A 20,027-nucleotide genomic window follows, 5' to 3' on the forward strand; every position below is an offset into this window, starting at 1 on the left:
CGTTAAAATGAATTTATTTTTTTTTTCGGATCATATTTTGAAAAATAATCTTTCCGGTTTCTTCTGTTTCTTTCTGCATGTTTTCGTCCAAAAGAGGATATGCGTTAGACGACTTCCCAATAAAATCTTTGTGTACCACAGACCAATCTTTCACCATTTTCATCGTAGGCTCTAAATGGCACTGAATTCCAAACACTCTATCTTCATAAGAAAACATCTGATTTGGATAAACACCACCTGAAAGTAAGTGCTTGCCGCTTTTTGGAATTGTAAAAACATTCTCATGTAAATGAAATGCAGTAATGGAATTTTGATTTATTCCGTTGAATACAAAATCAGACTTATCTTGAATCTGCACTTTTGAAAAACCTGTCTCGATTCCTTTTTCACCCTTGGATACGTCTCCACCCAAAACCTTGGAGATTAGTTGCCCCCCAAGACAAACCCCGATAATTTTTTTACTTGGAATAGAAATCATATTCTCTACTAATTCAAAATAAGGGTGAAAAAACTCTTTATTCGAGTTGTCTGCAAGAGAATAAGGTCCACCCATAAGAATCAACAAGTCAAAGAAGAGGTGAGAGTTTGGAACTAATTTTTCGTGCTTTTTGAAAGTATCGTGATAGGTTACGGAATAATTTTCTTTTCTTAAAATCTCTTCGATGATTCCCGGCCCCTCACAGTTTATAAATCGAACAATCAAACTTCTCATAATTTAACCTCCTATCATTCGTAAAAAAAACCGAACCTTAGCATCCTTTTCTAAATTTATAACTTCACCTATCTCTGAAATAGGACCTATAAAATTATAGTATAAAGTAAATGGTCTATTTTTAAATAGCAATGTTTCTGGAGTGCCGGTAATCAAGCCTCCTTCCGGGTTTACCTGAAACGGTTTTTTCATAAGGATTACCGGAAACTCAATTTTACGAGTTTTCACTTCCTTTTGCATAATTTCCTTAGCCTGTCGAAATACTTCTTCCAATTTTTTATTCTCGGAATTTTCTACGATAAAATATGGATCCACCACCATGAAAATTACCGACTTTTTTTTGTCTGGAATCATCGAATGTATATAGTTCAAAGCCGGAATTTCCTTAATGCAGGGAATACATGTAGGAGAATACACATTGAAAGCAATTCTTTCGTATTCTAACTCTGAGAACTTTATAGTCCTTTCGTCTAAGTAAACACCTTCATATTTATCTACCCCAAAATTAGATTCGACCTTCGGAGAGCAAAATAACAAAAAGTAAAGTAAAACAAATAGTAAAAATTTCATAATTTGCAAAAAAAATTCGTCCTATTAAAACTAAAGATTATAGACTTATTCTGAGTATAGCAAAATTTTCTATTCTGACGGATATGTGAAAGAATAGATCTGAGTTTTTGAAATTCATGTAAAATGAATGTTGACAAATACCCATATTTAGCAAATCTGGTAAAATCCTACAAATATTCTATAATAGGAAGGTGGTATGAGCACATCTCAGGAATTTGATATTCTAAAATTAGTAGAATTAACTCGTGCAAATAAATATGAAATGACATCGGTTGGTTTTGCGGCTTTAGACAAAATAGATAAAATCGAACTCCCTAAAAAAATGAGAACCAGAAAGTTTGCAGTTCAGGCTCTTCACGCACTTTCCGAAAAATTAGTTCAATACGGGTATTTTTCTATCGAAGAAAGGAAAAAACTCTTAGCAGAGGCAAACCTATCCGACTCTCCTTACAAAAAAGATTTTGCTGGGTCTTCCAAGTCTTTAGCACCGGTTGTAGAAGAAGTTGCCGAAGAAGAAGATATTCCTGAAGAAGAATCCAAACCTGTTCGTGACTTTTCTTTGGACGACGAAGACAACGACAACGATGAAACTGTTTCAGAAGAAGATAGCTTTGAAGATGAGGATGAAGATTCCGAAGAGGATGAGTAAGGAGATTTAGAAATTTCCGAACGCTTTCAACTCTCTTTCAATACAAAAGGAATTCAAACTCTATTCGATACACAATACAATCAATTTGTACATTCTAACTCTAATCCTATTATAGAAGCAGATAGATTTCTTGAAGTCCATTTTAAAAACTCAGATCCAAAATCGACTCTATATATTTTTTTTGGGGTAGGTTTAGGATTTCATCTAAAACAAATCCCAAATATACAAAAAGAAAAAGTTTCCGTTTTGGCTTATGAGCCTTTTACAGAGCTTAAAGAAAATAAAAAAATTCAAACTATTCTAAAAGAAACTCAATCAGAATTGCAAAATCTTGGGCACTCTATTTCATTTTTAGAATTGTCTGAGCTGAATACTTTTTTTTTAAAGAATAAAACGAATATCCAATTTATCGTCCTGCCTTTTTATAATAGAAATGTAAAAGAAGAGTTTGAAATTTTTTCCAATCTCATATTAAAGAGCCTAAAACCGGACACCAATAAAAATACTAAAGAATATTTTTCTAAAATATGGTTGAAAAACTATGCAATAAATATTCAAGAATTGAAAACAAAAGAATATACTCTCCTCCACGCCAACCTATTCGATATAAAAGAAAAATTGGTATTATTTATCGGGGCATCTCCTGAGTTAGAAGACGATATACCTTGGATCTTGCAACATCAAAAAAATATATTTATAATCAGTAGCGACACCTCTTCTTATTATTTATACAAAAATAATATTTATCCCGACTTAGTAATAAGCATTGATTCAGGAAGAGGGACTGCACTTCATTTTAGAGAAGATTTTCCAAGCTCCATCCCTATCTTAACATGGATAGGGGGTAATCCAGAAATATTCAAAAAAGAAAACCCTCTAATCTTGTATTTTTCTTCCTATCCTTTGGATCAAACGCTTGCAGAGATTTTAAATCTTTCTTCATGCGTTATACGAAACCCTTCTTTAAATATTGCAGGGCTAGCCAAAGCACTATCTATATTTTGTGGAGCGAAAGCAATTGCGTATTCTGGAGTCTCCTTTCTTTCAAAAAGTTTCCAGTCGCACTGCAAAGGAACAGGATACGAAAATTTTTTCTTACCCCAAACAAATAGGAAACACACTTTGGAGTCTATATCTTCGAGAGTGTACAATAACTCAATATCTAAAAAAAATACTATCGCACTAAATGAATTAAGAAAATCAGATCAGATAAAAACTTTTATGAATGTAGGAATCCAAATTGATAAAGATTTTTTTTCATCCACTGTTCGTGGTTTTGTATTAAAAGAGTCTGATACGCTTCCATTGGACAAATTCCTCAATTCTTTGAAAACCCCTGCAATCAAAAAAGAGTTGAAAAAAGAATTACACATCTCACAAAAAGAATGGAAAAAATTGCTATCTACAATTCATCCTTCCTGAATTTTAGATTTTCCTTGACTAAAAAATACAAATCAAAATTTTCTATCTATGCTAAAAGAAGCAAGTGACTTAATTCGAGATGAAGATCTGACAATCGCTCCTTATGGAGTGAAAAGCTCATATTCAGGTGGAAGAATTTACCCAGAGAAAGAGCATATATACAGACTCCCATTTCAAAGAGACAAAGATAGAATCGTTCACTCCAGAGCATTCAAAAGACTTGAATACAAAACCCAAGTTTTTATTAATTCGGAAGGAGACAACTACAGAACAAGACTCACTCATACATTAGAAGTTGCAGGAATTTCAGGGACTATAGCAACGTCTCTCGGACTGAATATACACCTCAGCGAGTGCATTGCCTTGGCTCACGACTTAGGGCACACTCCATTTGGCCATGCAGGTCAAGATATTTTATCTGAATTGATGAAACCTTATGGTGGATTTGAACACAATAAACAATCTCTAAGAATTGTTCAGAAATTAGAAAACCGATACCCAAACTTTCCGGGACTGAATCTTACAATAAAAACCCTCCAAGGAATTATGAAACACGGCGGGGACTATGAACTCTCCGATGTCAACTTAGATCGCAATGAAGAAGGTCCAAGTCTTGAATCTTTGGTGACTGACTACGCTGATGAAATTGCTTACAATTCTCACGACATAGAAGACGGTATCGAAAAAAATCTTATTTCTCTCTCAAGTCTAAACTCTTTGGATATATGGAAAAGAAATTTCTCCACAGCACAAAGCTCATCCAAATCAAAAGATGAGATTCTAATCGTAAGAGGATGCATCAGGCAAATCTTAAATGAAATGACTACAGACTTATTATTGGAAACAGAAAAAAGGATTCAAAAATATAAAATTTTTTCTACGGCAGATTTAACGAGATCTTGGAAAGCAAAAGAAAAAATTGTTTCCTATTCCAAAAATATGCAATCGGATGTAATTGCATTAAAAAAGTTTCTACTCGAAAACCTATATAAACATGCTGAAGTTCTCAAAATGACAAGAAAGGGGCAAAATATCATTGAAAAACTTTTTTTCTATTATTCTAAATTCCCTGAAAAAATGCCAAAATCCTACCTCGATAAAATTTCAGAAGAAGGAACTCATAGAATTGTCTCGGACTATATCGCCGGTATGACAGACCGTTATGCGGAATCTGTTTTTGATAACTTATAATATCCATTCAAAAATCCCTATCACTTGCCTTTCGCATTTAGTGTAGTTTTTGCACTTTTCGTGTTAAAATGTGGGATCTCCAATTCGGAGGACAAATAGACTGAGGTCTGAGGTCGGAAATAGTGGAGGTAGAATCTTTGCATATAGGTTTATCTTTTAGGATGAGGTTTTGAGCTTACGCTTTTAGTGCAGATTTTACACTTTTCGTGCGAAAATGTGGGATCTCCACTCTTTTCAGTAAAGTGCATGTTTTATACCAATTGTGAACCTTTTATGCAAAAATATGGGAACTCCACTTTTTGGGGGGATTAAAAAAAATTACACCTTTAGTGCAAATTTAGGACTTTTTATGTAAAAGCTAAAAAAATTTTCTAAAAAATGCAAAAATTTTTTTTCTAAAGCAAACTTTTTTTACCTTATAAAGGAGAGCAGAAAATTTTACTTTAAGGAGAAATTTATGAACCCACAAAAATTTACAGAAACCCAATCGAGCTTGCTTGTTCCAGCAAAATATATGGACGAGTTCAATAGAAGAACGACGGGTTTTTCGAGACGAAAATATTTGCACGCATTGCTGAACAGATACAGAAATGTGATTCTTTGGGGGACTTTTGAGAAGATGGAGAGGGTAAAGAAAGCGTATCAAGAAGTCGGGCAAAATTTGCAGAAGAAGAATTTTACCCCAAATAACGAGGACTGGATTGAGCTTGGCATTCTTGCAGACTGGCTTGGCACCACAAAGACAGCTCTTTTTACTCTTTTGTTAGTGCTTGACCTTGCCGAATGGGACATAATTCTCCCCAGTCGATTCTTCGAGAATGGAGTTCCCACCCCGGTGACCACGATTGCGGGGGGATCTTACCTCTCCAAGAGAAAAACAACCCGATACAACAGACTGATACGACATAAACTGAAAAAATAAACGAGTCAAAACACCAAAAGAACAGACAAAAAAAAGCGATCCGTGCTGTGCATAAACTATTTAGTGAACTTTAGCAGTACCAATTTCTTCTGACAATCTTTTTTGCCCTTTGACATTTTTAATAATAATTCGATTAGCTTCATTCTCTTTTTGTATTCCAAGTTCGATTAGATTTTCCATTACAGTATGATCGATAAATTTTGAATTAGAAAAATCCAAAATAATATTTTTGTCTTGTGGGATATTGGCAATAGCCCTCCTCAAAAGTATGTAATTAGAAAAAGTTGCAGCGCCTGTAATGGAAATTACATTCGTTCCATTCTTTTCAACTTTTTTGTCGTGCTTTAATACAAACATTTCAGAAGGTGAGACTCCTTGAATAAACTGAACTAATATTTTTGTAAGAATCCCCATCCCTATGCCAACAAGCAAGTCCACCCATAGTGTAAAAAATATGGTGGACAGAAAAATCACCAATTGCTCATTTCCAACTTTATAAATTTCTTTAAATTGTCCGGGAGAAGAAAGTCTATAACCCACAATCATTAAAATTGCGGCAAGAGATGCTAAAGGAATTTTTTGTATTAACCCCGGCACCAATAATATAAAGAGAAGTAAGAATAGTCCATGAAAAAAATTGGACCATCTTGTCCTTGCACCATTGGTAATATTTGCAGAGCTTCTTACTACCTCTGCGATGATAGGAATACCTCCAATAAAACCTAGAAAAGTGTTTCCGATTCCTTTAGCGATAAGCTCTTGATTCATATTCGACCTTCTTTTAAAAGGGTCCAACTTATCAACTGCCGATGCAGTTAGCAAAGATTCAAGACTTGCCACAAGAGCAATTGCAATAATTGTTGAGATAGATTTTATAGAAAAAATTATAGAGAAATCCGGAAATACCATCCCATTCAAAAGTACATTAGGAAGAGCTACTAAATCTTTAGGTCCAATTGAATAAGAATGATTAAAAAGTGTTACAGAATGTTCATGGCTTATATCAAATAAATTACTTAGTATAACAGCAACAATAACTACGAGTAGTGGTGCAGGAATTCGTTTTATCCAGTCATTTTTTATCATCGGTAAAACTATCAATATACAGAGACTAACGCATCCAATTAAAGCCAACTCTGGATTCAGATGCGATATGCTTCTCGGAATTTCTAAAATCAAATCAAAGACTTCTTTAGATTCAGGTTTTACACCCAATGCAGTATGAAATTGTTTAGAAAAAATAATAATTCCAATTGATGCAAGCATTCCATGAATTACAGATGCGGGAAAAAGTGCAACGATTGAGCCTGATCGAAAAATTCCCATGATCACTTGTAAGATTCCAGCGCATACAATTGCAGCCAATGTATATTTAAACCCAATGGACGGGTCTCCCATTCCAAGATTATCAATAGCATGAAGTACAATAACAATCAGCCCGGCAGCGGGACCATTTATAGTTACGTAAGATCCACTAAACAGAGACACAAAAATTCCGCCTACAATTCCTGCGAATATTCCAGAAACAGGAGGAGCTCCGGATGCAACTGCAATCCCAATACATAGTGGCAGTGCAATTAAAAATATTATAAACCCGGAAACAATGTCTGTCTTCCAATTTTCTTTTAAACCTTTTATGCCGTCTAAAGGCGATTGAATTGCCTTATCTTTCATGTTTTCTCTCCTTTAATTCTTGAAATCTTTTATAAAATTTTATTTGAAATGAAAATTTGATTCTTCCCATCAGTAACCTATAAGCACTAACAGACACATCCGGTCTTGGAGGATCGCCGGCGATGAACAAATCCGGCTCACAAGGTCTTTCGCCTAACGTAAAAACTCCTCCACTGATTGCTTCTGTCCCACAAGCAATTAACGCCTTTGGTTTTGGCATAACATTCCATGCTATAGAGAGAGGTTCTTTCATATTTTCACTAATAGGTCCGGTATATACAATCGCATCCGCGTGTTTAGGAGAAGCTACATTTTTTACTCCTTCACTCTCACTATCAAATACATTATTAAAACTAGCACCTATCTCACATTCTCCACAGTTGTTTCCACCTGCTGCAATTTCTCGAAAATTAAATCCTTTTCTTTTTGTGAGTTTTCTGAAATTTTCTACGTTAGGCGAAATAGGATATTCTTTGGGTGTAAAATTTCCATTTTTATATCGGATAACAAATTCTTCTCTGTTCAATGCAAACACATTCACAAAGCCTGAATTCTCCAATTTCTCTTTTTCGCAAATCTCTACACATAGACCGCATTGAGTACAAGCTCCGTAATCGAATTGAATTTCTGTTTCAGACACGATCTGAATTGCCTTAGTCGGGCAATACCTTTCACAAGATTTACAAGCAAAACAATCTTCACTATTTCCAAGACCAATTGGGGCAGGAATTCCTTTAGAACTTGGATTTGTGTCTGAAATTTTTCTGTAGTTTAAAGTTTTATATTTGCATAAAAGATTGAATAATTCATAAAAGAATATCATAGATCAACACCTACATAACTTAAATTAAACGATTTGTTATTTAAAGGAAAATCCATAACCAATTCTCCTTGGATTGCAAGCTCCAAAGCTCGCCAATTTAGAACTGATGGATCGCGGATATAACTCGAAAGTATTTTCCCATGGGAGTCAATATCCAACGCCACAAGCACAGGTCCTCGCCAACCTTCTACCGAAGAAAAATATACGTCTGGTTTTGCCTGCTTGTATTTTTGAACGCTAAATTCTCCTGATGTTCTATCGCTCAACTGAATTTGCGGGATAGAGTTTCTCAACCATTCTACGCTATTTTTTAATTCGATATACCTGAGGTAAAACCTTGACCAAGCATCTCCTCTTAAATTTTTATCTTCTATTTCTATAGCAATTGGTTTAGAAAACATTCCGTAGATCGGGTTTGAAAATCTCATGTCCTGATTAGCTCCTGTACACCTTGCAGTCATTCCAACAAAGGAATTTCTATGTACTTGGATTTTTGAAACAACTCCACAACCTTGCAACCTTTCGCGAATAGTAGAGGAACGAGTCGCTCGAAGAAAATGCTTTTCTACCCGAATGAATACTTCTTGCAGTCTTTTCACAAGATCGCCTAACGCATCTTTTGTTAAATTTCTTGCCAACCGAACTTCTCCCGGATACAACACTCCTCTGCCAAATCTGGATCCGGTGAGTCTTTCCATAACTCCAAGCGGGACTCCTCTATCTGTAGAACAAACTCCGAGAAGTGGATAATACCCTATGTCTCCGGCCATCGCACCAATATCACCAATGTGCATGGCAACTCTCTCAATTTCTAAAAGAATAGAACGAATTAGTTTTACATTATCCGCAACCTCAATACCTAACGCATTTTCATAAATTTCACAAAATGCAGTGGAGTAAGCAATTGTCGAATCTCCGGAAATTGCTTCACTAAATGGCATGACTTCAATCGGTTCTTTCCCTTTTATAAGCTCCGGGATGTTCCTTTTTTGAAAGCCGAGTCGAATGTTAAGAGAATGTACAACACTGCCCTCAACAGAAAAACGAAAATGTCCCGGCTCTATAACTCCTGCATGAATAGGACCTACAGCGTGTGAATACCCCCTATCGCTAACCGGAACTTTTATTCCCCTATACACTAAATCACGAATTTGTCCACTCGGCAAAATGCAATTCTCTAACTCTTCTTCTCTTTCACTCTTTTGAGTTTTTCCGTGCAAGCTCCCTGTAAGGATTTCTTCCTTGCCGGGTATTCCGATGCTATGTCGAATCAACCAAATCGGAAATTTTATGTTATTCAAAATATTTGATAATGTGGTTTCTTCTGATTTTTCTAAAAAAATAGTTTTTTCGTTTTGATGAAAAATGTAATTTTTTTTATCCCTTGCATTTTGAAAAAATCCGGTGATACAGTTGTAATTTGTTTTATCAGGCATTTCCAAATCCCCCGTTCAAAAAAATATAAATTCCAAAAATTCCAAAACCAACAGTGATTAGAAAAAGTACGATTGAGAAACTTACCCTGATTTTCAGCCGAGTGGAATCTGCTTCTAAAAATTCCCTTGCCGGAACATTCAACACAGGCAGAAATCGAAATAATCCGATAGCAAAAAAGATAAGACTACAAAATGGAACCAAAATCCCCCAGTAATATCCTGAAACTAAAGACATTTTTATTATAATCAGATCCGAGACAAATACAGAAGATATGGGCAAGGCAAAAGCTATTGAAAATGAAGTCAGAAAGAGAACTACACTCATCCTATTGATTTTTTTCTGCAAAAGAATTTTTTCTAAAAATCTTGCCCCTGAGTCCATTCTAAAAATTCCTAGAGTGAAAAATAAGAGTGACTTCACTACAACATTAGAAATTAATAAATAATAGAATACCTCATCTGTCGGATTGTACCAAAGAAATATTCCGAGTGCACCACTGTGAAACAACGCGACCTGAGCCGTGATTCTTCTTATATCTTTTGTTTGATAGAGTGTCCAGAGGCTGTAGAGCATGGTTAGAATTGCCATGAATAAAAATGCGTTAGATACACTTAAAATACGAAAAGACAGCATTTGATCCATTTTAATCAAAGGACGAAGTGCGATGCACACGCTAACCGGAATGTATGAAGCTATAATTCCTGATACTTGACTTGGGCTTTCTGCATAAGTATCGCTCACCCAAAACAGATTTGGAAATAGACCGAGTTTAGCAGAATACCCGAATATGGTAAGCCAAAGACCAAACCTCACAAGAATTGTATCGTGTTCGGAAATTTTTTTAAGAATCAACTCAGAATCAAACGATACATTAGACTGCACTCCGAAGGCAAGAATGATAAGCCCAAGAAATGCTATACCAAGGCCAAAAGAATTAATGAGTAAAAATTTCCACGCTACTTCGATTGCTTTTTTAGATCGAATCACTGAAACGAGTAATGCCCCAAAAAGTGTGCTTGCCTCAATCAGAACCCACTGCAAAGCCAAATCTGTTACAAACCAAGACACCGCTAACACTAGAAAAAATACGATCATTAGAAACGACCATAGCGGGATTTTTGTTTGGTTTTTTGTCGGGCTAAAAAGAAAACTCAATAGAATAATCAAAAAAACCAATATTGAGATATAAGTTAAAACTTGTAAGTTGATCATACCTTCACCTCAGAAATACCTTGTAAATTGGATCTCATCCTAAGTGCTGCGGCTGATACGATTACGAGTACAGCGTCCACAAACGCCCCCATCTCTACTCCCAATGGTAATTTTGCTTGCAAGAGCAGAGTCAAAGCAAATATTCCGTTTTCAAATACCACGAATCCTGTCACCAAAGGAATCCAGTGAGTTCTTACGATAAACGCAATGATTCCTGTATAGATAAGTAACATCACATAGCTAAACGCTAACTTATGAATATCAATAGGGAAATCTTCTATTAGTTTTATAATATGAATCGTGAAAATAAGCCCAACGAGTAAAAAAAACAACGTAGCAATGTATCCAAACCTTGGATGAGTATTTTCCAAAGCCCCACTTTTCCTTGCAGTCCAACTTAAAATCATAGGAGTCAAAAATGCTTTAAAAAATAAAATGAGCCCGACAAGTATCCATGCATGTATATCCTTCAACCCATGAAAATGAAAAACTGGAAAGATCAAAAGAAATCCTTGAATTCCAAGAAGTCGAATAATTCTCGATAGCCTGTTCTCCACCAAAATAACTACCGCCGACAATAAAATTAATAAGTATATAAAATCAAAAAACATACGCTCTCCTCATTTTAGTTTCACCAAAGTCCCCAGAAGAAGTATAAACAAAAAAGTAAGCCCCATAATTTCAGGAATCCAAACCCACTTCCGCCTAACGCTCACAGATTCCCACCACCCTATAACTCCTGCAAAAAAAATTGTTCCAACTGAAACATAAACCATCTCTACCCCTTCTATCATTTCTTGAGGTATCATAAACTTTGAATGCTTAATCCCAAGTTTCACAAGAAAGGCAAGTAAAGCGGCAATCTTAACTTGATTCGCAGCTTCAAAGTAAGCCAAACTTTTTCCCGATGCTTCTAAAATCATAGCTTCGTGTACCATGGTTAATTCTAAGTGAGTTCTTGGGTCGTCAAAGGGAGGTTTTGTAAGCTCCACAAGAATCGCAATTCCCGAAACTACAAGAAATATTAATCCTGTAGCAATTATAGTAAAAGAAGGCTCAACTTGCAAGTGGGACTCTGCAACTAAAATCATCAGAAAAAGAATAGGCTCGGTAGTGATCGAAAGCAGAATTTCTCTTTTTGTTCCAAGCCCTCCAAAAGAAGTCCCGGTCTCCATTGCAAAAGCCATAACACAAAATCTCTGCAATAGCAAGAAAGAAGGGATGAGTATAAATGAACCCCACTCAAAGCAAACGAGAGACCATAAAATTACAGCAGAAAAAAATGCAGTCACAGGTGCAATTTCAGAAAAAATTCCAGAACTAAAACCGTCTATCGGCTCTTTTCCAAAGGGTCTTAGTATGTCATAAAAATTTTGTAACACAGGAGGACCCTTTCTGCCTTGCGCTCGTGAACGAACTTTTCTAATAATCCCTCCAAGAAAAACAGGCAATAAACAAAATGAGATAATTGATATAAAAATGTGAGCCATACCCTCTCCTAAAAATTTTTGAAAGTAAATAAAAGTGCTATGGATGCGAGAAGGCACAACGCAGAAAATGCGAGATAATTTGACACAGCTCCCGACTCCACTCTGGAAATCCAAAATTTTCCGAGATCCAAAGTTTTGTGAATTACCATAAACAATTTGCCATCAACCTTTGATTCGCCTGAAAAATTATTGAAGTATCTTCCGATGGAATTGTGCAAGGGATCAGAAATTACAGAAGAATGAATAGACAATTCACTCCCATCGTATTTGTTTCCACAATCCCAAGATTTTCTTTCTTTGACCTTATGCGACCACCGAAAAAGAACGAGACTCAAATAAAATAGGCTACTCGCAATAGAAACCAAGAAAAGGGTATCCAACCAAATTTTTAGATTTTGGGGAATCTGGAATAGCTCATGGTAATACTGGTACGCTAAATATAAAATGATTGGGGTAGAAAAAATCAAAATCCCTAAAAATTTTAGTGAATTTTTTATACTTTCCGGTGCAACTTTTTCAGGGATATTTTCATCAGGAATAGATAGTGCAATAGGAAAATACAATTTAAAATGAGTAGCTACACCGAGCACTATTCCAAATAAAATAAACAGAATTGCGGGTAAGACATAGACACTGCTTCCAAACGGAAGATCTATTATTTCAGAGCCTAAGAATAAAAAAGTAGATTCAGATAAAAAACCAATGCTGCCGGGAATTCCTCCAAAACTAAAAGTTCCAAACCCTAACACAATAGACGAGATTCCTGAAATTCTGCCGATCCCCTTACAAGAATCTATATTCGTATCCCCTTTCAGTTTACAAAGATACCCCAAAGACAAAAATTGAAAAGATTTAGAAATACTGTGGTGAAAAAGAGTAATATAAAACAGAACAAGAAAACTCTTTCCGATCAAGTTCGTTGTTTCGTCGCTACTTTTTCCCCAATACCCAACTACAAAAATACAAAGCCATAAAAAGTTCAGCATCTCAATCGTACTATACGCCAAAGACCTCTTTACGTTGTTGTTAAAAAAAGCAGTCACTCCACCAAAAAAAACTCCAACCCCAGCAAAAAGAATTAAAGCTATATCCCAGCCAATTAAATTCCAATCGGGTGTCACATAACGCACAAATAGTAGTAATGGAACATTCACCATTAGACCGGAAAAAGACGCTGATCCGTGAGCAGGCGGTCCTGAATGTGCCTCAGGAAGCCAGAGGTGCATTCCGGAAAATCCTCCCTTGGCAAGCAGTCCAATGAGCAAGAACTGAATCCCTATTTTACTATGGGGAAGAAACACCCACATGGCGAGAAAAATAAGTGAAATCCCGCTTACTGCAAATAATGCGATTAAGCTACCATTCTCTTTATCTCCCAGAAAATGATTTCCAAAAATAAATATTGCACCAAAAGTAGAAGTTTCCCAAAAAATTAAAAGCCAGATTGTTTTTCCCGCAAGGAAAGAGCCACTAAGCCCAAGAAAAAATAAAAAGTAGCCGAAATAGATTTTAGGGAGAGGCTTTTTATCTTTTTCATACCCTCTTATATAAAAAAGTATTGCATTGCCGATCAAAACTTGCAGTAAAAGCCCGACAAAAATCGGAAAATCTTCACCAAAGAAATTTTTTTCCAAGAAAATTCCGACAGGAATCGAGCCAATAAGTACAAGAAATGTAAGTAGATGAAGTAGATTAGCCAAAGCCACCCTCCGAAAATAGATTATCTGAATGTAAAGATACTTCTGTTAAAGTAAATTAAACAGATTGCGGAGGAGGAATACTAAGCTCTTTGAAAGAGATCTCATTAAATACAAAAACTTGAGTTTTTCCAAAGACAGGTTCAAAAATGAGTGAATAGGTATTTAGAATAAAATGTAAATCGAAAGAAAAACAAATATTGTCTTCTTCGGGGGTTTGTTCAGGCTTTTCCGGGCTGCCCACTGAGCTGTAAAAAATGGAATTACCGAGATCGGAAGTCGTATTTTCAAGAGAGAAAAGACCTCGATAGAGCGAGTTAAAAGCAAATAAAACAAGGAAAAGTATCGTGTATTTTCTAAAATCTATATTTTGAATTATAGAAATCATTTTCTCTTAGTCTCTCAATATACAATTTTTTTTGATTCACAAAAAAAGTAAATCAATATATTATTTTTTTTTAAAAGAAATAAAATTTTCGTCGTATAGAAAGTCATTAAAAAAATTTTGATATGATAAAAGAATTTTTAAAGAAAATATTGATTCTACTTTTTAGAAAAAATCCTTTCCCAAAAAACTCTACAGAATTTACGGATTTAACGTATCTTGAAAAACATGAAAAATAAGCAAAGCGACTTCAACCAAGAGGCGAGAGAAAAATTAAGCGTACTATTTACTATCCTGCCGGTAGGAATCATCGTACTGGATGAGAACGAAAATATTGTAGAAACAAACCCGATGTTTGTAAAGACCTTTGATTTAAGTTGGGAAGAAATTTTAGACGGTTCCCACTGGAAAAGAAATTATTATAAAAGCGATGGCTCCATATTTACAAAAGACGAGTTGCCAAGATTTATTGCCCACAGAGAAAGAAAAGCAGTTTCCAATGTAGAAGTCGGATTTAAAAAAGTAAATGGCGAATTTGTATGGGTACGAGTTAACGCAATTCCACTACCTTATAAAGATTTCTATACTGTGGTCACCGCAATAGACATTACAGAGTTAAAAAAACAAGAAAATAAATTAAAAAAATTTTCTCGTGCTGTAGAGCAAAGCGCTGCCTCGGTTATTATGACAGACCCAAATGGAATTATAGAATACGTAAACCCAAAATTCCTTCAAACTACAGGATACACATTAGAAGAAACAATCGGTCAAAATCCAAAATTTCTAAAGTCGGGAGAACTGTCGCAAGACGACTATAAAGTTCTTTGGGATACAATCCTTTCCGGGAAAGAATGGAACGGGGAATTTCACAACAAGAAAAAAAATGGAGAGTTTTTTTGGGAGCTTGCCTCTATTTCGCCTATTATAAACGACAATCAAGAAATTATCGGCTTTCTTGCAGTAAAAGAAGACATCACTCAAAGAAAAATTACAAATGAATTGTTAAAAACTTCTGTCCAAGAAAAAGAAATACTTCTTTCAGAAATTCACCACAGGGTAAAGAACAATTTGCAAATCGTATCTTCCATAATCAATATGGGTACCTCTGTTATCACTGACAAGCAAGTCTTAAAATTTCTAAACGATACTTCTTTGAGAGTGCAGGCAATGAGTACATTGCACAACAAGCTCTATTCATCTGAAAATTTTTCACGTATCAATATGTACGACTATATCGAAACTATTGTTCGACAAATTAAAAAAATTCATACCCTCCAAGAGAAAATCCAAATTCATCTTAATATCCAAGATATAGAAATGAATATTGAGTCAGCCATGCCTTGCGGTTTAATTGTAAATGAAATTGTTACAAATTCTTTTAAACATGCGTTCCATGAAAATCAATTAGGAGAAATTGGAATTGATTTCATTCTTGAAAATGAAAAATGCAAAATGAGAATATACGATAACGGCAAGGGATTTCCAAATGAAATTCAATGGAATAGCGCCTCCACCTTGGGGCTTAGAATGATTCAAATGCTAACAAGACAACTAAAGGCAGACGTAATCGTGGACAACTCAAAAGGTACTTGTTATATAATTACATTTGCCCCTGTCTTGAAAAACAAAAAACACGAAATAAAAAAATCCTTGATTTTTGAATGAAGAATACTTCCCTTATTGAAAGGGAAGGTATGTATGAAAAAAATTCTATTCTTATGTCTATTTTTAAGTTTTTGCAATACGCACGATATTAAAAATAAAAATGATTTATCCAGTATATTGCTTTGGTTAATAAAAGATCAGTTCAACCACGAATTATTTAAATACAACGAAGACCCATTGATGAGAACTACAAACTCTACGTGGCAATTTACTCCTGCAAGTACTTCCAATAGCACCTCCAAGACAAAAGTAATCTTGATCCATGGCTGGGACTATACTGAAAGGTCAAGCGACTTGCCTTCTTCATTCGATAAGAAAATTGCCCAAATCACTAGCACTTGGTCAAATGCACTAGATTATTACAATCGAGATATTTCCGGCTCACGCACAAGTTTTGATTTTTACACATTCACCTATCGTACTTCAGACTCTATCAGTAAAAATGGCACAAGGCTAGCAGAAAAACTAAACTCAGTATTTACCCAAAACGATAAGGTTATCGTCATCGCATCTTCTATGGGAGGTCTTGTAACTAGATATGCAATGTACGATCCAAAAAATACAGGCGATGTAATAGACTTTGTAGTTACTCTCGGAACACCACACTATGGCTCTCCTTTTGCTTCAAGTGCTTACCAAGTATCCAGCTCTACCCTTGCAGAGATTATTTCTTTTCTAACCAACACTGATGGGGGTAGAGGGTTGTCTCATACGAACAATGGTAACGGCCAAACTACGATACCCAATGCAGTGAATTCAGACTTGGATTCTTTGAATGCAAACACTTCGAGAGACTCCCGATTTTATCCTTACGTGGGAGATTTATCTTCCGATTGCAATGCAGCAAAAACCAGTGCAATTTTTGTAACAGGTTGCTCTGTTTTAAAAACTGGAAGTCCAGCCTTCCCTGCAACAGATGGAATCGTTCCAGTCAATAGCGCTAAAATGGCAGATAAAGTATCTGTTTCACAAATCACTACAAAGACCGGATTTGATCACCTGATGCTTACATTTAAAGTTCCAAATAACGCATCTTTATCTGAATCTTTTTTTACAGAGGTAATAACCAAAATCAAAACTTTTTAAAAACCTTTTTGATCGAAAAATTCTATGACTGAAACAAGAAAGTTGTCTGCAATTATGTTTAGCGATATACAAGGCTATTCCAGACTAATGCAAAAAGATGAAGCCTTGACTTTAAAGTTACTCGAAGAGCATAATGCGCTTTTGTTTCCGATTATAGAAGCCCACTCTGGAAAAATTATCAAAACTGTAGGAGATGCAATTCTATCTGTATTTGACTCCTGCATTTCTGCAATTCAAAGCGCGATAGAAATTCAAAATGCTTTAGAAATAAAAGCAAACCATGAAAAAGAAAAAAAATACCTAAGAGTAAGAATCGGAGTTCACCTAGGAGAAACAGTTTATAAAAATAACGATATATTTGGGAATGGCGTAAATATTGCAGCAAGGCTCCAACCATTGGCTGATCCCGGTGGAATTTGCTTTTCTCAAGCAGTTTACGAGCAGCTCCAAAACCACTACTCTGAAAAAATTGTCCGAGTGGGTCCTGTGAATCTAAAAAATATTTCTGACCCCATAGTAATTTACAGAATGCAAATTGAAGGAGAAGTAGAAAGTCATCCTTCTTCCATCCCAATGGATACAGCCTATATAGAAACCCATTCACTTTCTAAAAAGCCCCAAGGACCCGACCACGAAAAAATTGAAGTTTTATTTGGCAGCTTTCAAAGAAATGGAGTCTGGGAAGTAAAAAAATCCATGTTTATAAAAAATGCGTTTGGAGCTATACTCATAGATTTCACTCAAATAAAAGTTACCCATCCAGTCATTGAAATAGAAATATTGAATTATTGTGGAGCAGTCGGGATCGTAGTTCCAGAAAATTTTAACGTGGATATACACGGTAAAGCAATCCTTGGAGTCTTTGACGGTAAATCCAACTCTGGAAGAACAGGCCCCTTATTAAAAATTACCGGCAAGGTAGTTATGGGAGCAGTCGGGATAAAAACCAAACAATTTTCATAAAAAATAAAATACTCATCCCTCATAACTCCAATAAAATAATTTTCTCCAGACCTTCCACTGTGTTTAAATTTGGTTCTTCTAAAACTCGGTTTAAACAGTTTTGCAAAATCCCACCAATTTTAATTTTTTCGATTTCTGGAAATTTTTTTATAATAGAGTTTCCGTCAACTTTCAAGTCAGATAGGACGAGAGGTGGGTTTGTTTTTAAAATTCCTTGGATAGACTCTCTGAAATTTATAACATCCTCTGTTGTATATTCAATTTTCAAAAATGAAAAAAACGCATTCAGTAAAAACTGCATTTTTTCTCTTGGGTAGTGCTTTCTTACAAAAGATAAAAATTTTCTTATTTCGATTTCATTATAATTTTTTAGATTGGGGCAATTTTCCCTAAGTAAAAAATAAAAAATAGCACCCTTCGTATTCTCATTGGAGTATTTTAATTTTTTTAAATCCAATTCAGGTAGAGGCTCTGTTTTTAAAAAATCAAACAGAAAGAATAGCCGTAAAAAAAAAGGCTCAATATCTAAAAAATTAATTTTTTTTATATTTTCTATATTCTCAGGAATTTCAACTTCTCGATTTAAAAAAAGGGAAAATATATCGTTTTTAAAAAGTTCATATACTCCAGAAAATGGGTCATCGGAGGTTAGAATTTTATTCAATTCATCGTGAAATCTTTCTACAGAAACTTTTTTTGTGACATGCCTTGTTTCTCGAATCGCTTTGTAAGTCTCATCTTCAATAGAAAAAGCCAAAGTGGACACAAATCGAATCGCCCGAACCGGTCTAAGTCCATCTTCCGAAAACCGAGACACAGAGTCTCCTATTGTTCGTATAATTCTATTTGAAATATCAGCAAGCCCGTCGTGCTCATCAACAAACTCATTTGAGAGTACGTTAAGCGCAATCGCATTCATCGTAAAATCTCTTCTTTTCAAGTCTTCAGAAAGACTAACACCAAATTCGATTTTTTCGGGTCGCCTCCCATCTACATAGTCAATATCTTTTCTGAAAGTAGTTATCTCGTAAGAGCCACCCTTCAATAGCACAGTAACCGTACCGTGCTTGATCCCGGTTTCTATTACCTTTGAAAAAAGGGATTTTACTTCTTCGGGTCTTGCAGACGTTGTGAGATCAAATTCTTTTGGAGTCTTACCTAAAATCAAATCTCGAACCCCACCCCCGACTACATAACATTCATGACCGATAGACTCTATTTTTTTAGAAATAAAAGTCAGGTCATCTAAAAAGCCTTGAGGAATCTTTTCAGTGAGATTATTATTTTTCTTTTGCAAATTTATGGGAAAGCTCTTCTATTTTTTCATCTATACAGTCTTGAATTTTTTTGTCTTCGAGTCTCCCTGATAAAACAATTGAATTTTTCTGTCTATACCGTGGAGGAAGAGAGTTTAAAATCGAGATATATAAATCTAAAAATATTTCTTCGTCCCAAGGAATAGTTTTAAAAGAAGGAATTTTTTCTTTTAAAAATTTTAATACTCTTTTTTCGTTTGAGTTGCGGATGCTTTTTGTCCATCCGGAAATATTAATAGGTATTTTTTTTACTGACAAAACTTGCAAATTCCCCTGAATATAATATCGATCGCACTAATACGAAATTGTTCAATTTTTTTTTCATGCGGCAATGGAATATTTTCCTCTATACATTTTATCGCTCCACAACTTTCACAAACTAAATGGCTATGCCCATGCAAATCAGATTCAGAGTCCTTCAATTCAAAATAAGTAATTCTCTCATTTGAAGACACAGATCGCAAAACTTTTTTTTCTTCTAACTCTGAAAGTATTCTGTACACTGTCACCCTATCCCAAGATTTGTTTTTTGGGAGTTTCTCCATAAGCTCGGTATGGGTGAGTGGATTAGAAGAATTTTGTAGCACAGAAATCACAGCTTCACGACTTCGAGTAACCTTTAAACCCAATTCCTGTAAAATATCTTTTGGATGAATCTTAAACACAATAACTCAAAATTACGAAAGGGTTTGCCTTTGTCCAATTTTATTTTATACTCTATAAATATTTTTCGTTCCCTTTTTGATAATTACTTGCAAATATTTACAGGGATATTGGAATCAAATCAATAATTTAGCCAAAAACACTTTTGTT

General features: G+C 35.1%; 20 protein-coding genes. 7 read left to right on the top strand and 13 right to left on the bottom strand.

Annotation, left to right across the window (positions count from 1 at the left end):
• Positions 1–13: 13 nt before the first annotated feature.
• Positions 14–712 carry a type 1 glutamine amidotransferase gene (locus HS129_08160; GenBank protein MBE7412018.1) on the bottom strand — a complete coding sequence of 233 codons (699 nt, stop codon included), beginning with the start codon at positions 710–712 and terminating at the stop codon, positions 14–16.
• 3 nt (positions 713–715) lie between these two features.
• A complete protein-coding gene (locus HS129_08165; GenBank protein MBE7412019.1) occupies positions 716–1,282 on the bottom strand; it encodes a TlpA family protein disulfide reductase in 567 nt (188 codons plus the stop codon).
• Positions 1,283–1,478: 196 nt separating this feature from the next.
• Here HS129_08165 and HS129_08170 point away from each other — a divergent pair, with 196 nt between their 5' ends.
• The 4 genes from HS129_08170 (at position 1,479) to HS129_08185 (ending at position 5,466) form a co-directional block, all read left to right on the top strand.
• On the top strand, positions 1,479–1,931 hold the full coding sequence (locus HS129_08170; GenBank protein ID MBE7412020.1) for a DNA primase: 453 nt from the start codon (positions 1,479–1,481) through the stop codon (positions 1,929–1,931).
• 246 nt (positions 1,932–2,177) lie between these two features.
• Positions 2,178–3,353, top strand: coding sequence for a DUF115 domain-containing protein (locus HS129_08175; GenBank protein MBE7412021.1), 1,176 nt, complete (start codon positions 2,178–2,180; stop codon positions 3,351–3,353).
• 48 nt (positions 3,354–3,401) lie between these two features.
• On the top strand, positions 3,402–4,544 hold the full coding sequence (locus HS129_08180) for a deoxyguanosinetriphosphate triphosphohydrolase (protein ID MBE7412022.1): 1,143 nt from the start codon (positions 3,402–3,404) through the stop codon (positions 4,542–4,544).
• A 457-nt stretch (positions 4,545–5,001) separates the two neighbouring features.
• A complete protein-coding gene (locus HS129_08185) occupies positions 5,002–5,466 on the top strand; it encodes a DUF1564 family protein (protein ID MBE7412023.1) in 465 nt (154 codons plus the stop codon).
• A gap of 60 nt (positions 5,467–5,526) precedes the next feature.
• Here the strand turns inward: HS129_08185 and HS129_08190 are convergent, their stop codons facing one another.
• From HS129_08190 to HS129_08225, 8 genes are read right to left on the bottom strand one after another with little or no spacing between them, the layout of a single operon-like run.
• Positions 5,527–7,140, bottom strand: a complete 1,614-nt coding sequence (locus HS129_08190; GenBank protein ID MBE7412024.1) for a SulP family inorganic anion transporter — start codon at positions 7,138–7,140, stop codon at positions 5,527–5,529.
• Positions 7,130–7,963: a 4Fe-4S dicluster domain-containing protein gene (locus HS129_08195; GenBank protein MBE7412025.1), complete on the bottom strand. Its 834-nt coding sequence runs from the start codon at positions 7,961–7,963 to the stop codon at positions 7,130–7,132. The genes HS129_08190 and HS129_08195 overlap by 11 nt, the downstream gene beginning before the upstream one ends.
• Positions 7,960–9,399 (bottom strand): metal (Ni/Fe) hydrogenase large subunit, encoded by a 1,440-nt coding sequence (locus HS129_08200; GenBank protein MBE7412026.1) that lies wholly within the window; start codon positions 9,397–9,399, stop codon positions 7,960–7,962. Before HS129_08200 ends, HS129_08195 begins: the two co-directional genes overlap by 4 nt.
• Positions 9,392–10,612 carry a formate hydrogenase gene (locus HS129_08205; GenBank protein ID MBE7412027.1) on the bottom strand — a complete coding sequence of 407 codons (1,221 nt, stop codon included), beginning with the start codon at positions 10,610–10,612 and terminating at the stop codon, positions 9,392–9,394. Before HS129_08205 ends, HS129_08200 begins: the two co-directional genes overlap by 8 nt.
• On the bottom strand, positions 10,609–11,223 hold the full coding sequence (locus tag HS129_08210) for a formate hydrogenase (GenBank protein MBE7412028.1): 615 nt from the start codon (positions 11,221–11,223) through the stop codon (positions 10,609–10,611). The genes HS129_08205 and HS129_08210 overlap by 4 nt, the downstream gene beginning before the upstream one ends.
• A gap of 9 nt (positions 11,224–11,232) precedes the next feature.
• The gene (locus tag HS129_08215; protein MBE7412029.1) at positions 11,233–12,102 is read right to left on the bottom strand and encodes an NADH-quinone oxidoreductase subunit H; all 870 of its coding nucleotides are present in this window, start codon (positions 12,100–12,102) and stop codon (positions 11,233–11,235) included.
• An 8-nt stretch (positions 12,103–12,110) separates the two neighbouring features.
• The gene (locus HS129_08220) at positions 12,111–13,802 is read right to left on the bottom strand and encodes a formate hydrogenase (GenBank protein MBE7412030.1); all 1,692 of its coding nucleotides are present in this window, start codon (positions 13,800–13,802) and stop codon (positions 12,111–12,113) included.
• A gap of 55 nt (positions 13,803–13,857) precedes the next feature.
• Complete coding sequence (locus tag HS129_08225) at positions 13,858–14,187, bottom strand: hypothetical protein (protein ID MBE7412031.1); 330 nt, start codon at positions 14,185–14,187, stop codon at positions 13,858–13,860.
• A 225-nt stretch (positions 14,188–14,412) separates the two neighbouring features.
• Here HS129_08225 and HS129_08230 point away from each other — a divergent pair, with 225 nt between their 5' ends.
• The 3 genes from HS129_08230 to HS129_08240 are packed head-to-tail and all read left to right on the top strand — an operon-like array spanning position 14,413 to position 17,898.
• Positions 14,413–15,849, top strand: a complete 1,437-nt coding sequence (locus HS129_08230) for a PAS domain S-box protein (GenBank protein MBE7412032.1) — start codon at positions 14,413–14,415, stop codon at positions 15,847–15,849.
• Positions 15,850–15,882: 33 nt separating this feature from the next.
• The gene (locus tag HS129_08235) at positions 15,883–16,935 is read left to right on the top strand and encodes an alpha/beta hydrolase (protein MBE7412033.1); all 1,053 of its coding nucleotides are present in this window, start codon (positions 15,883–15,885) and stop codon (positions 16,933–16,935) included.
• 24 nt (positions 16,936–16,959) lie between these two features.
• Positions 16,960–17,898, top strand: a complete 939-nt coding sequence (locus HS129_08240; protein ID MBE7412034.1) for an adenylate/guanylate cyclase domain-containing protein — start codon at positions 16,960–16,962, stop codon at positions 17,896–17,898.
• A gap of 19 nt (positions 17,899–17,917) precedes the next feature.
• Here the strand turns inward: HS129_08240 and HS129_08245 are convergent, their stop codons facing one another.
• The 3 genes from HS129_08245 to HS129_08255 are packed head-to-tail and all read right to left on the bottom strand — an operon-like array spanning position 17,918 to position 19,870.
• Positions 17,918–19,195, bottom strand: a complete 1,278-nt coding sequence (locus tag HS129_08245; protein MBE7412035.1) for a hypothetical protein — start codon at positions 19,193–19,195, stop codon at positions 17,918–17,920.
• Positions 19,179–19,472, bottom strand: coding sequence for a late competence development ComFB family protein (locus HS129_08250; protein ID MBE7412036.1), 294 nt, complete (start codon positions 19,470–19,472; stop codon positions 19,179–19,181). The genes HS129_08245 and HS129_08250 overlap by 17 nt, the downstream gene beginning before the upstream one ends.
• Positions 19,463–19,870 carry a transcriptional repressor gene (locus tag HS129_08255; GenBank protein MBE7412037.1) on the bottom strand — a complete coding sequence of 136 codons (408 nt, stop codon included), beginning with the start codon at positions 19,868–19,870 and terminating at the stop codon, positions 19,463–19,465. The genes HS129_08250 and HS129_08255 overlap by 10 nt, the downstream gene beginning before the upstream one ends.
• Positions 19,871–20,027 lie beyond the last annotated feature (157 nt).

This window comes from Leptospiraceae bacterium (assembly GCA_015075105.1).
Taxonomy (GTDB): Bacteria; Spirochaetota; Leptospiria; order Leptospirales; family Leptospiraceae; genus JABWCC01.